We start from the raw sequence: 13624 nt of genomic DNA, 5'->3' as shown, positions 1-13624 counted from the left end.
TCCACATTACTGTGGTGTTGAGGCCTTTTTTAGATTGTAGCGACCAGGCATTCCTTCGGGAACACCTGTCGGTATAACTTTTCTAAGGATGGACTTGAAGTTCTATCGGACCGGATCCTACAGTTTACAGCTTCTTATTGACCCACCATACCGCCATCTACGGTGTAGAGGGAAGCTGTTACATAGGATGCTTCTTCGGACAACAGGAAGTTCATTACCGCAGCGACTTCTTCCGGTTCGCCGTAACGGCCCATTGGAATGCTGGACACGGTTGCTGATTGATAGTCTTCCACGTTACCGGAATTTGCTTCGATCTGGCGCATCATGCGTGTATTGATTGTACCTGGCAATACAGCGTTAACCCGAATATTATAAGGTGCCAGTTCATTGGCAGCGGTACGCGTGAGGCCAACTACGGCATGTTTGGACATAATATATGGAGAAACAGCAGGTGCACCCATCAGACCCGCGAGGGAAGAGGTATTAAGAATCGCACCGGATTTTTGTTTTTTCATCACTGGAATGACATTTTGCAGACCCAGGAATACCCCACGAATGTTGACGTTATATACGGTGTCGAGTGCTTCAACACTCAGGTCTTCGATCAGTCCTGTTGGACCTTCAATACCGGCATTGTTGGCAAAATAATCGATTCGGCCAAAAGCATCCAATGCTTTTTGCACATAGTTTTTCACGTCTGCTTCTTGGGATACGTTCGCTTTTACGGCGATGACGTGCTCTTTGTCGAGGTTCAGATCAGTAATCGTCTGTTGGATGGCTTCTTCATTCAGGTCCACCAGAACCAAGTTGATTTTGCGCTCAGCCAGGCGGCGTGCCAATTCTTTACCAATGCCTCCGGCTGCTCCTGTAATAACGGCTGTATGTGTATAAGATGTACTCATGATATATCCGCTCCTTATTCATTATTGGCAGGTATTTCTCAAAAAAAGTTTCAACCTGTCGTCTATCTTTCCTGTCTCAATGTTAAGATATACATAGCAATGTGACAATAATCATTGACAGCGCATATGTCAGCTATCGGACAGAGGTGTAAGCGGTGTTCATTTATATTACAATAATGAACAAAGGAGGCGAAAATGTTGATCATTGAACATCCTCAGGACCGGAGAGCACGAAGAACGCAGGATGCGATCATCGCTGCGGCGGTTTCTTTGATATTGGAGAAGGGAGCGGATGCCCTCACAATCCGGGATATTACGGAACGGGCGGATTACAACCGGGGAACCTTCTATTTACATTTTCCCGGCAAACCGGAGTTGTTGCAGTTCATTCTGGATGATTTCATGCAGGGAGTGGGGCGAGCTTATGCAGAACCATATGCACAGCTCAAAGAAGTGGACATGACTGTATTGCTGCCATCCACGATGCCTGTATTCGAATATATTGAAGCCCATCAGGATATCTTTCGTGCATTAATAACGATGCATTCAGATATGAGCTCCCGACTGTGCAATATGTTTAGAACGTATCTAACCGAAGATTTTGTATTGGTGACCGAGGATAGTGAATGGACGATTAATTACGACATCATGTTAAGTTATCTGGTATCTGCAACGGTAGGTGTAATCATGCATTGGGCAGAGATTGGATTCAAGTATTCTGCGCATTATATGGGGGAGCAGCTTACGGCGCTGATTAACATCAAACCGACCCGTCTGCTGATTGAACCAGGGCAGAAGGGTCGGACTATTCACGAGCGTATGCTATTGGATTAAGTACCGGATTATCCGGTCATGGAGGCATTAGCGGCCTGTTGCATCTGAAGCAACTGTTCGCGGATCAGGACCGACTCGCCGACCATAATTAATGCCGGGTTATTCACTTGATGTGACAGGGCGAGGGAGTGGAGTTCGGCAAGTGTGCCGGTAATAATGCGCTCCTCCGAAGTGGTTCCACGTTCGATTAAAGCCGCAGGGGTGTGTCCGCTTTTGCCATGGTGAAGCAATTCATGTTGGATCTGGGGCAGTTGGCTAATAGCCATGTAGATGACCAGTGTATCCACACTATGGGCAAGCAGATCCCAGCGGACCGAAGATACACTTCCGTCACTGCCGGTTCCCGTGACACATGCGAACGATGAAGCAACCCCGCGATGGGTTAACGGAATAAGGGATGAAGCGGATGTACCTACAGCTGAAGTGATGCCAGGAATGATCTCGAATGCAATCCCTGCTTCCGCCAGCACAAGCGCTTCTTCACCACCACGGCCAAAGATGAACGGATCGCCACCCTTGAGTCTTACGACTTGTTTGCCTTCCGCTGCATGTGCAGCCAGCATCCGTCCAATCATCTCCTGACTCATGGAGTGAAGGCCTGGAGCCTTGCCGCAGTAGATGCGGAGTGCTCCTTCACGAGCTTCAGCAAGCAATTCATCATTCACAAGCCGATCATACATAATGACATCTGCGGACTGAATACGTTTCAGGGCTTTTACCGTAATCAGATCCGGATCTCCAGGACCAGCGCCAACAATACTAACCAGGCCCCGGCTCATGATCGTGTCCCCAATTTGGATGCAGCATCGGAACTTGCTAATCCTGAACGCCCGCCCTGAATGGTTGCCAGTTTGGTCGATAGTTTCACTGGATTCCCCCAGTGGTGTGCAGCATATAGACCGAGGCCTGTAAATACAGCTACGCCAATGAGGTTACCGACCAACACCGGGATCTGATTCCACAGCCACCAGTCAGCGACACTGACCTGTGCACCGAGCATCATGCCTGCCGGAATGACGAACATATTTACCACAGCATGCTCAAATCCCTGAGCGAAAAATATGGTAATGGGCAGCCACATCGCTACGATTTTGCCCAGTGTAGAAGTGGACGTCATTGCCATCACTGCCCCGAGTGTGACCATCCAGTTACATAGAATGGCTTTGATGGTGACCAGTACAATGCCAGCCCCACCCAAGTGCTGATATCCCAATGTTTTGGTTTCACTGGTCTGGATCAGCGTTTGAATTAGAGGGTTGCTCATATCCGTACCCATCTTGGTAATGGTCAAGCCGTACAACAGAGCATAGAATGCACATCCGAGCAGATGTCCTGTGATCACCCAGAAATAATTTCGGAGCATATCCATCCATGTAATTCTACGTTTCAACACTGCGAGTGGAAGCATCGCAAAGTTTCCTGTCACCAATTCGAGACCCAGCAGAATAATGATGACAAATCCCGCCGGGAATATCAGTGCACCTGCCAAACCAACGGAAGTTTGAGATACAGCGGTATATGCCAGTGTGGTTGCAAAGGCAAGGATAGCCCCCGCCAGAAAACCGCGGATCAGCATCTGTACCCGATTCATTCTGGCTTTGCTCTCACCAGCTTCGATCATCGATTGCAGCACTTCTGCAGGTTTAACAAAATCCATAGCGCACGCCTCCTTGATGTCAGGGTATCTCTAGCCTTTAACCCGCAATTGTGATGTAGATTTCTCCGCTGTTGCCGTCTACTTCTGTTTTGTAGGTATTCAAGCAGCCTTCATCGGGCTCGTGTACCTTACCGTTACGCAGATCAATCTTCCAATCATGCAAAGGACAATGAACCGCTGTCCCGCACACCATGCCTTCCGACAGCTTGCCGCCCTTGTGAGGGCAGCGATTCTCGACGGCGTGCAGACTTCCGTCGCTCAGTTTGAAGACTGCAATTTCGGTATCCTGTATCAGGAAGGTCCGTGCTCCCTTTTCATCAATATCTGCAAGGTGTCCAATCCGGAATTTGTTCATCGCTGTTCCTCCTCTTCTAGTGGGTTACCGGCTCGGCACCGGACAGTGGGGTGAAGTTTTTACGCAATTTCTCGTCTTGAATGATTTCTTTCCAAGGATCAACCGTGTGACCCAGTGTAACTTCCAGGCGTTCGACCAGAGCGAGACGTACATCCCGATCCGCCAAAGCTTCCTTCACATGATCCAGACCTACCCGTTCAATCCATGCCGCTGTTCTCTCATTCCATTTTGCGTTCTCTCTATAATATTGCAGGTAAGAATAAGTCCACTCTTCCACTTCGGCATCGGTCTTCACCGTACAGAGTAGTTCGGCTGCACGAACCTTGACTCCCGCGTTACCACCAACATGAATCTCCCAAGCGCCATCAATGGCGACAACACCCAGATCCTTGATGGTCGCTTCGGCACAGTTCCGCGGACATCCAGAGACAGCGAGTTTCACTTTGGCTGGAGCCACCATCTTGTCGAGTTTTTTCTCTAGACGAATACCCATCTCAATGGAATCCTGTGTGCCGAATCGGCAGAACGTATTACCTACACAAGTCTTCACCGTACGAAGCGCCTTACCATACCCGAAACCGGAAGGCATATCGAGTTCTTCCCAGATCTTTGGCAAGTTCTCCTTCTGTACACCAAGCAGATCGAGTCGTTGTCCACCCGTGAATTTCACCAACGGCACATCATATTTCTCTGCGACAGTTGCAATCTTGATCAATTCCGCCGGGGAAGTGACACCACCATAGATCCGTGGAATAACGGAGTAGGTACCGTCCTTCTGGATGTTGGCGTGATAACGTTCATTGGTGAACTTGGATACACGCTCATCTGTGTATTCAGCCGGCCAGATCATACCGAGATAATAGTTGAGGGAAGGGCGGCACTTGGAGCAACCTTCCGGTTCATTCCAACCGAGAACATTCATGACTTCCTTGATGCTTTTGAGTCCCATCTCCTTGATCTGTGCAACAATCTCATCCCGATCATAGGATGTACAGCCACAGATGCCTTCTTTAGTCTGTTCACCTACATTATCACCGGCATAATATGTGAGCAGGTTTTCGATAATAGGTTTGCACCCACCGCAAGAAGCGGAAGCTTTGGTACAGGATTTGATTGCACCGAGTGTATTACAGCCTTTATTCAGAACGGCGTCCCCGATGGAAGCTTTGGTCACACCGTTACAACCACAGACGATCTCGTCATCCGGCATACTCGCCATTCGTTCTGCGACAGATGGACCCGAGCCTGAACCACCGGAAGGTACACCGAGCAAAATTTCTTTCTCCCGACCACTGATGTTCTCACCACTCTTAATGAGGGAAAACAGCGATGCGCCATCCGTGGTATCCCCGAACAATACAGCTCCGATCAGCTGTCCGTCTTTGATCACCATCTTTTTGTACACACCATCAACGTCATCCTGAATACGAATGCTGCGAGTGTCCGCAGCGTTTTTGAATTGTCCGGCAGAGAATACGTCCACACCGGATACTTTCAGTTTGGTAGAAGTGACTGAACCTACGTATCCTTCGGTTGCCGCGCCAGCCAGGCGTTTTGCGAGCACCATACCTTGTTCATATAATGGAGCAACCAGTCCGTAGGCAATACCGCGGTGTTCTGCACATTCGCCGACGGCAGATATACTAGGGATGCTGGTATGCATATAATCATCCACAATGACTCCACGATTCACATCGAGACCGGTATTGCGAGCCAGTTCAATCTGAGGGCGAATCCCGACAGCCATGACAACCAGATCCGCTTCAAGCACCGTTTGATCAGTAAAACGAATGGCTTTTACTCGTTGTTTGCCTGTGATTTCTTCGGTATGTTTGTTCAAAAGGAACTTCATGCCCTGATCTTCGAGCTCACGCTGGAGCATCAGTCCTGCCGGGAGATCCAGGTTCCGGTCCATCAGATGACCGTTAATATGGATGACTGTGACGTCCATGCCCAGATTGAGCAGCCCCCGCGCTGCTTCCAGTCCTAGCAATCCACCTCCAATGACGGCTGCGTTTCTAATGGCTGAACGTATGAAAATGGAAAACGTCGAGGAACTGGAAGCTTTTGTTCATGCTTGTCGTAACAGTGCGGAACGTTTCTCCATATTTCAGGATGGATTAGATTGCGCGGGTCCTTATGATGGACGGACAAAGTCGTTCATGGCCACGTTTCCGGTTGCATTTGTACTCGCGGCGGCTGGGTTGCCGGTGACTTTACATGGGAGTGATCCTTTACCACCCAAGTGGGGCGTCACGTTGTCTGTACTTTTGAAGGAAGTGGGCATTGATACACACAAGATGGATCGGGAAGATGCCCGGAGCGCTGCATTGCGTTCGGGTGTCATGTACGTGTCCTCCGAGGATTGGTGCGCACCTCTTCGTAAGCTTCGTCCGTTACGGGAAGAGTTGGGCTTTCGAACGGTGTTTAACACAGCAGAGAAACTGATTGATTATAACCATTCACCGTATCTGGTGTTTGGTGTGTTTCATAATACCTTCCTGGATCGGATTGCGAAGTTGCTCACCCGGTTTAACTATCTGCGTGCTTATGTTGTACAGGGGATGGAAGGTTCTGAGGACCTGTATATTGATCGGCCAACCCGCGTATACGTTGTGGAAGACGGCGATATGAAGTTGGAATTGGTTGATCCTGCAGCCTATGAACTGGATATGCCCGTGCCGGAACTGGTCTGGACGGCTGCGAAGCAGCTTGAAGTGGCGGAAAGTGTATTAAGCGGTGAGGGTCATATTGCTTTTGTGAATCAGGTTTTGTTAAATGGAGGTTTCCGCTTATACGTGGCGGGGCGTGTCAATTCCATCGAAGAGGGCATATACACTTGTCAGGGATTGCTGGAGAGTGGGGCAGCATATCGCCTCTACCAACAGTGGTGTGTCTCCATGGGTGGCGAACTGCCGGATAGCAGAGCGGTGTCCATCTATCCGGCATCGTCCAGATAATGTAATGCTGGTGTTCAATCTTGTTATTTTTGAGCGTGTTTTTATTCCCAAGGATAAGTAACGGTCAGGAAGTCAGCGAATTTCTTGCTCTCTTCCCGCCGTTGTTTCCGCATGGCCGCCCGATCCGGAGCGGTCTCGTATAGTTTCTTCTCTTCTTCCGTCTCCGGGATAATGCGGGGTACGATCAGTTTGCGATTATTTTCGTCCAAGGCCACAAAGGTCAGAAATGCCGTCGCTGCAATTTTCTTCTCTCCGGTCTTCAGATCCTCTCGAATCACCTTCACAAAAATCTCCATAGAACTTCGTCCTGTCCAGGACGCGAACGATTCAAGTGTAACCGAATCCGTCGGGTTAATAGGGTACAAGAAGTCGACCGAGTCGGTTGAAGCCGTTACTGTATTGACCCGGCATAACTTGGAAGCGGCGATGGATGCAATATCATCGATGTAGGACATCAGCTTGCCGCCGAATAACGTATTATGATTGTTGACATCGGTTGGGAACACCCGTGCCGTCTTGAAACAACGTGTTTCGCGTACATATTTTTTCTCCACCTGATCCATCTCCGTTGGTTTCGGTATCTCTCTCATGTTTTTTCCTCCTTACAGTATGGCTGCTGTGACATTTCGTGTGTTGCAGGGTCTTTTTTGGGTCTATTATCCCTAGTATAGGTGTCGGTCAGATACATATTCAATGAAGTCAGGCTGCAAAAAAACCGCCAGGCGCGGACCGGCGCGCTGGCGGTTTACTGCTGTATATTAAGCCTTGGGTTTGAAAATGCCGGACGGTTTGCCGATCGGCAAGAACGCATACCCGAAGTGAGCGTTCAGTACCGAAGCACCTGTACCATACAGGGACACAATTCCGATCGCCAGTTCAGCATAAGCTGCAATGGTGTGGAAAATGTGAGGAGCTACGCCGAAAGCGTCAAAGGTCAAGCCAAGGAACAGGAAGTCAATCAGAATGAAGATGATAAGCAATACTTTATTCGCTTCAATAGCACCGATCGTCATGAACAGGGTGAATACGAGGTATCCGGCAAAAGCAAATCCGAGCTGCTTGCCATCGGCCTGTTCAGCGAGCGTGGAGCCAAATACGCCCATTTTGATCATCCAGTTGGCAGCCATGGCAAACCAGAAGAATGCGTACGCGCCAAAAGCCGTTGTGCCAAAGGTGTTGTTACGTTTGGAATCTTGAATACATGCGAATAGCTGGGCAAAAGCACCCAGGAAGATCGCCCAAGGAATAGCGTAGCTAAGTCCTTCTGTAATGCCAAGCTTTTGGGAAGAAGCGACCAAGGTTACGATAGCCAACCCAAATAATCCCATTGCGCTGGGATCGGCGTTAACAATTTTGACTTTAGTCTGTGAATCGGTCTGCATGGTGATGATAAGCCTCCAATAATATCAAATCAGGATCAATGGCCGTCGTTGGCCATCCTCTAAATTACATCATTTGTATCCGCCGGGTCCGGACACACACATCGCCCTATTGTACCTGAATGACCCCATTATGGAAAGGGATTTTATTACCTTTTGAACCAATAGACTTTTTGTTTTTTCAATATACACATTTACGACACAATCCGTTCTGGCGGTGAATGATGAGGCCAGACGCTAGAAGCCAACCCTCGTTATTACCACTAAAATTGCGTCATATCAGCCATTTTCGGATAAGCTCTAGTGTGATAAAATAATCTTTATCAAAATTTGGAGAAGAATACAAAACATCCTTGTCTCCTATGCCATATGTTAATCCAACTATAGATTGACAGGAAAAACTAAAATGGTTCACAGAATAAGGAGGTATCAGGGGTCATGGTTATGAGTTTGGATTTGAAAAATAAAATAGAGAAGGCCAGACATAACCTTCATATGCTGGTAGAGCATAACAAGGGTGGTCTTGGGCATCCCGATGTGATTCGGCAGTCTATGGCATTGGACGAATTGATTAATGAGTATAACCGAATTAGCCGAAACCATTCACGGGCCTGAACCCGAAGGGATTTTGATTTTAAATACAGAACGAATCACATAGATAAGTAACACTTGATCGTACAGACGGGCATGAATATGGCCGGAATGGATAGCCTCGGTTGAAGAGGCGGTACCATACCGGCATAATATTCATGCCCGTTTGTTTTGCTAAATATCAATCATCTACCTGTTTAATGCAGCAATCGTTTGGCTTCCAAGTATAGAACCTGTACGAATTTTTTCGTATTAATGCGTGTCTGGGACAAGGAAGGCTCCACATTGTTTTGCAGCTCCAGCATTTTCTTGCGAATTTCGGTGAAATCAAAAAATTTGGATGCATAGTTCTCGAACTTGGGATGTGTATAATCTGTTAATCCCAGAGACACCACATGACTCAGAGTCTGGAAGATGGCTCTGCGCACACGTTGTTCCGATGCCTTGATCTCCTTGTTCACCTCTGCGAGTGATGCGTTGTCTCCCAGCTTGCGTATCGCTACGTTCTGGAAGATGTCCTTGAGGGACGGGAATGTATAGGGCGACAGCTTATGTTCATCTGTCTCTACCTGTTCCAGATATTCCAGCATGTCCAGCAGATCCCTGCTACCCGCTTCGCCGATCATGCCCATCTCGGACAGCAGGAAATGTCCTGCTGTAGTAATTGTTTTGTCCGGAACCGGAGCCGCAGCACGTTCGGTAGAATTCAAACTGGATAATCCCTGCAATGTCCGCTGAATATCTGCGATGGATTGCTGCATCCGAAGCCTTTCGCTCACCAGCCGCAGAACAGATAGAATCTCCAACCGGTTAATCGGCTTCGTAATATAATATTCAATGCCTAGTGAATAGGCTTCGCCGATCATATTTTTCGACTCGATCTGGGAGATCATGACGATCTTGCCCTCGAACCTTCCTTCAAGCGCTCGCACGGTCTGAATCCCGTCTCGTTGGGGCATCAGCAGATCAATCAGCAGGACATCCACCTTATGCAGCTCCAACAGTTCCGCGTGAATATGTGCTCCGTCCTCAGCTTCCCCAGCAATATCGCCAAGGCCTTCATCCTCAATAATATCCATCAACATGGAACGAACGCCAGGATCATCATCCACGATAAAATAACGCATGTCAGTCATTCCCTTTCTCTGCGAATGGTGTGATTGATAAATCTATGGTAAAGGCGGTTAACTCCGCCATGAACTCTCGTTCCAGTGTAATCGTTCCTTTCCTTCTTGCATAGAACCTGACATGTCAGGTTCTATGACAATGTTTGGGCGATCAAAGCCCGTTTTTAAAATAAATGTAGGAATTGCATGTAGGTATTTGTCGATTTTCGTAGATGCCCTTGTAGTATAAGTAACATCCCGAAGTCTGGGGCTAGTGTTGTGCAGAATGGTACAAACTTTTCACGTGACCATCTCTGTGCTTGAAATACACCATAAAAAGGGGCATACCGATGGAGCAAACAATACAAGATATTGTCGTCATTTTCAATGATTTTCTATGGTCCAAAGTGTTAATTATACTATTGGTAGTATGTGGTATATACTTCACCACCAAGACCCGATTCATGCAATTCCGCATGATTGGAGATATGGTGAAGGTGCTTCTAGAGCCGAAAAGCAAGGAACCAGGCAAAATTTCACCTTTTCAGGCGTTCTGTATTAGTATGGCGGCCCGTGTAGGCACAGGCAATATTACCGGTATTGCACTGGCGATCGCACTGGGGGGACCCGGGGCTGTATTCTGGATGTGGGTTATTGCGATTATTGGTTCTGCCTCCAGTTTTGTGGAGAGCACGCTGGCTCAGATCTATAAAGTGAAGGATAAGGGCGGATTCCGCGGGGGTCCGGCGTATTATATGGAGCGTGGGCTAGGAAAGCGCTGGATGGGGATTTTATTTGCCATTCTCATCACACTTTCATTCGGTTTGGTCTTTAATGCGGTGCAGTCTAACACGATTACCGTTGCATTTGAGAACTCATTTGGAACGGATCGGTTAACGGTAGGGATCATTATGGCCGTGGTATTTGCAGGAATTATTATGGGCGGTGTCAAACGGATTGCCAAAGCGTCGGAATACATTGTCGTTGTGCTTGCTGTATTGTACATTGGGGTAGCGGCTTTTGTGGTGTTGGCGAACATTACCCAGCTTCCGGCCATGATTGCATTGATCGTCAAAAATGCCTTCGGCATTGAACAGGTGGCTGGCGGAACGTTGGGCGCTGCACTGATGAACGGTGTGAAACGTGGATTGTTCTCCAATGAGGCGGGGATGGGTAGCGCCCCGAATGCTGCTGCAACGGCGGATACAACACATCCAGTGAAACAGGGACTTATTCAGGCATTTGGCGTGCTTACAGATACGTTAGTGATATGTACAAGCACAGCCATGATTATTTTGTTATCCGGGGTGTACAAAGGTTCCGATCTGGGTGGCATTGAGTTAACTCAGGCAGCATTAAGTGTACATATTGGTTCATGGGCATCGGGATTCTTGGCGGTTATGGTGTTCCTGTTTGCCTTCAGTACACTAATCGGAAATTATTACTACGGAGAAACCAACATTGAGTTTATCAAATCCAACAAAGTCTGGCTGTGGGTATACCGTATTTGCGTTATCGCGATGGTGGTGTTTGGTGCGGTAGCCAAAGTGCAGCTGGTATGGGATCTGGCTGACCTGTTCATGGGGCTCATGGTGGTGGTGAACCTGATTGCAATTCTGATGCTGTCCAAGGTGACTTTCGAAGCGTTGAAGGACTACAAGAAACAAAAGGCTGAAGGACGTGATCCCGTCTTTACCCGGGACCGAATTCATATTCCGGGTGAAGTGGAATGCTGGCAGTCGGAAGAAGAAGTTATTGGAGATAAATCAATACATGTAGCCAATTAAGATTTTATCTGAATGTAGTTGGTTATATACAAATGGGCACAACAAACAACAGGACTTGGATTATCCATCATGGGCAACCCGAGTCCTGTTTGTTGCATATAAAATGTTTCTTTGCACTAGCGAAAGTTCATCAAAAGATATATTTTGATTACTTTTTAACTGAGTAACTGATTAGTTGTTCGGATAGAGTTTTCATTCGTGCCCCTGTTTCGTTAAGCTGCTCAATAACATCCGTAAAGGATGCTACAAGCGTTGCTTGTTCCTGTGAAGAGGCTGCTATCTGTGAGACTTCAACTTCCATCTGTTTGATGACCTGTTGTACATCTCTCAGGCTGGTATCGATATCACTTGTAGCTTGTTTGGCATCCACAGAGAGTTTGCGTACTTCGGATGCCACCACGCCGAAGCCAGCGCCTGCCTCACCAACGCGAGCGGCTTCAATAGCGGCATTCAGGCCAAGCAAGTTGGTTTGTTCAGAGATTTCACGAATGAACCCGGCTACTTTGTTGATTTGGGAAGAGTTCTGAACAGCAAGTCTTGTGTTCTGCAAGATCTGTTCACTGGTTGCTTGCAATTCTTCGGCATGAGCGGCGACATGTTGCACCATATCAACGAGGTTACCATTGATGGTTTGATTTTCTTGTATAATATCCTCAAGTTGGTTCTGGTTAGATTGGTCGTAAGATACACAGAAAACAGCAACAACGTTCTGGTGATCATCAAAGATCGGAATGTTCAAAATATCCAGTTCGATACCATAAACTTCCTTGGAAAGAGTAGATAGAGTAGCTTCTCTTCCATTTTTTAAGATGGAAAAGTTTTGATACGATTCCAGAAGTGTCATTCCTTTTTCAAAACCAAGATCAAATTTATCTGTCATAATGACATCTAATACTTTTTCGTGATCATAAAGAGTTAAACTAGCTGGTTCTCTGAGGATCAGGCTGATATAAGGCATTACTTTAAGCAGGGCATCTACAACGTTCATGGAAGAGGACCATCCTTTCAATATTTGAATGTATTATTTTTATCGATCTATGGAATGCTCTATCTTTCATCGGACGGAAAGGGCTTTTCGTGAACGGCATTTTGTATGAAAGAATGAACATTTTATGATTAAATTTTTAAATATTTACCATTTGAACTGATTTATTGGATATAAGTGTTAGTTGTAACTATTTTTATATCAAGATATTTGTACGAGTGTATATCAATTATAGGACATATGTCCTTTTGCATACGTTATATACGACAACGGAGGGGAAGTCGGAATGAAGGAAATTATGGACTTTGGACTTGTGCGGCAACTTGCCCGTGAGAATGGGTTGGATCAGGTGCTGGACGAGTCTGCACTCGCGGAGTTGCGACTGCTTGAGGCTGCGAAGGGCGAGATGATATGTGCCAAAGGTGAGCGACCCGAGCGATTGTATTTTCTCGTGCAGGGCAAGCTCAAGATCTATACCACCCTGCCTAACGGCAAGTCTCTGTTGCTTCGTTTCAGTACACCACTTGCGCTTGTGGGAGATTTGGAACTGGTAAATGGCAAGGAGGCTATGAATACGGTAGAGTCTGTGAGCAAAAGCCTGTTGCTGGGTATCAGTTATCGCGCTCTCCAGAATACCTATGCAGAGAATCCTAAATTTCTCCACTTTATGCTGAGTCAAGTTACACACAAATTGTATACCTTCTCCAACCTGTCGAGTCTGAACATGTTATATCCGGTCGAGAGCCGATTTGCCAGCTATCTGTTGTCCACAATGGGCCAGGACGAGTCCTCTTCGGAAGAGATCCAGACCTCCAAGCTCACCGAACTGGCGGATATGCTGGGCACCAGCTATAGGCATCTTAATAGAGTCGTTCAAGATCTGTGTAATCGAAATATTATTCACAAAGTGCAACGAAAGCTTGTTATCTGTGATCTGGAACAGTTGCGTGTCATCGCGGGAGGCAATATATATGAGTGATGGCATTTTAAATAAAGACCAAGCCTGCATATCTATGCGACATGACGCGACACAATAAAATACAATATGGCATAACAAAGAGCACCCTC

General features: G+C 47.2%; 13 protein-coding genes and 1 pseudogene. 5 read left to right on the top strand and 9 right to left on the bottom strand.

Annotation, left to right across the window (positions count from 1 at the left end; translation table 11 throughout):
* Window positions 1-134: 134 nt before the first annotated feature.
* A complete protein-coding gene (locus tag BS614_RS01800; protein ID WP_036612166.1) occupies window positions 135-902 on the bottom strand; it encodes an SDR family NAD(P)-dependent oxidoreductase in 768 nt (255 codons plus the stop codon).
* 195 nt (window positions 903-1097) lie between these two features.
* Here BS614_RS01800 and BS614_RS01795 point away from each other — a divergent pair, with 195 nt between their 5' ends.
* Window positions 1098-1736: a TetR/AcrR family transcriptional regulator gene (locus tag BS614_RS01795; RefSeq protein ID WP_036671653.1), complete on the top strand. Its 639-nt coding sequence runs from the start codon at window positions 1098-1100 to the stop codon at window positions 1734-1736.
* Window positions 1737-1744: 8 nt separating this feature from the next.
* On the opposite strand, the gene cobA is transcribed toward BS614_RS01795, so the two are convergent.
* The 4 genes and pseudogenes from cobA to nirB all read right to left on the bottom strand — a co-directional run.
* The gene (gene cobA, locus BS614_RS01790) at window positions 1745-2515 is read right to left on the bottom strand and encodes a uroporphyrinogen-III C-methyltransferase (protein ID WP_074092736.1); all 771 of its coding nucleotides are present in this window, start codon (window positions 2513-2515) and stop codon (window positions 1745-1747) included.
* Window positions 2512-3393, bottom strand: coding sequence for a formate/nitrite transporter family protein (locus BS614_RS01785; protein WP_074092735.1), 882 nt, complete (start codon window positions 3391-3393; stop codon window positions 2512-2514). The genes cobA and BS614_RS01785 overlap by 4 nt, the downstream gene beginning before the upstream one ends.
* Before the next feature lie 37 nt (window positions 3394-3430).
* Entirely contained in the window at window positions 3431-3748 is a 318-nt protein-coding gene (nirD, locus tag BS614_RS01780) for a nitrite reductase small subunit NirD (RefSeq protein WP_074092734.1), read from the bottom strand.
* Between the two features lie 16 nt (window positions 3749-3764).
* A pseudogene (nirB, locus tag BS614_RS01775) lies at window positions 3765-5768 on the bottom strand (nitrite reductase large subunit NirB); the annotation flags it as partial.
* 1 nt (window position 5769) lies between these two features.
* Here nirB and BS614_RS01770 point away from each other — a divergent pair.
* Window positions 5770-6708: an anthranilate phosphoribosyltransferase gene (locus BS614_RS01770; RefSeq protein WP_074092733.1), complete on the top strand. Its 939-nt coding sequence runs from the start codon at window positions 5770-5772 to the stop codon at window positions 6706-6708.
* Between the two features lie 41 nt (window positions 6709-6749).
* Here BS614_RS01770 and BS614_RS01765 read toward each other — a convergent pair whose 3' ends face one another.
* On the bottom strand, window positions 6750-7262 hold the full coding sequence (locus tag BS614_RS01765; protein ID WP_026081401.1) for an acyl-CoA thioesterase: 513 nt from the start codon (window positions 7260-7262) through the stop codon (window positions 6750-6752).
* A 204-nt stretch (window positions 7263-7466) separates the two neighbouring features.
* Window positions 7467-8090, bottom strand: coding sequence for an acetate uptake transporter (locus tag BS614_RS01760; protein ID WP_036671640.1), 624 nt, complete (start codon window positions 8088-8090; stop codon window positions 7467-7469).
* A gap of 435 nt (window positions 8091-8525) precedes the next feature.
* Between BS614_RS01760 and BS614_RS01755 the strand changes: the two genes are divergently transcribed.
* Window positions 8526-8702: an aspartyl-phosphate phosphatase Spo0E family protein gene (locus tag BS614_RS01755; RefSeq protein WP_017691636.1), complete on the top strand. Its 177-nt coding sequence runs from the start codon at window positions 8526-8528 to the stop codon at window positions 8700-8702.
* Between the two features lie 173 nt (window positions 8703-8875).
* Here the strand turns inward: BS614_RS01755 and BS614_RS01750 are convergent, their stop codons facing one another.
* On the bottom strand, window positions 8876-9805 hold the full coding sequence (locus BS614_RS01750) for a response regulator (RefSeq protein WP_074092732.1): 930 nt from the start codon (window positions 9803-9805) through the stop codon (window positions 8876-8878).
* 329 nt (window positions 9806-10134) lie between these two features.
* Between BS614_RS01750 and BS614_RS01745 the strand changes: the two genes are divergently transcribed.
* Window positions 10135-11571, top strand: a complete 1437-nt coding sequence (locus tag BS614_RS01745) for an alanine/glycine:cation symporter family protein (RefSeq protein WP_074092731.1) — start codon at window positions 10135-10137, stop codon at window positions 11569-11571.
* A 148-nt stretch (window positions 11572-11719) separates the two neighbouring features.
* On the opposite strand, the gene BS614_RS32510 is transcribed toward BS614_RS01745, so the two are convergent.
* Window positions 11720-12178 carry a methyl-accepting chemotaxis protein gene (locus BS614_RS32510; protein ID WP_244898370.1) on the bottom strand — a complete coding sequence of 153 codons (459 nt, stop codon included), beginning with the start codon at window positions 12176-12178 and terminating at the stop codon, window positions 11720-11722.
* Window positions 12179-12842: 664 nt separating this feature from the next.
* Here BS614_RS32510 and BS614_RS01735 point away from each other — a divergent pair.
* Window positions 12843-13535, top strand: coding sequence for a Crp/Fnr family transcriptional regulator (locus tag BS614_RS01735; protein WP_074092729.1), 693 nt, complete (start codon window positions 12843-12845; stop codon window positions 13533-13535).
* The last annotated feature ends 89 nt before the right edge of the window (window positions 13536-13624 follow it).

It is taken from the genome of Paenibacillus xylanexedens, from assembly GCF_001908275.1.
GTDB lineage: Bacteria > Bacillota > Bacilli > Paenibacillales > Paenibacillaceae > Paenibacillus > Paenibacillus xylanexedens_A.
This window is presented reverse-complemented; position numbering and strand designations above follow the sequence as displayed.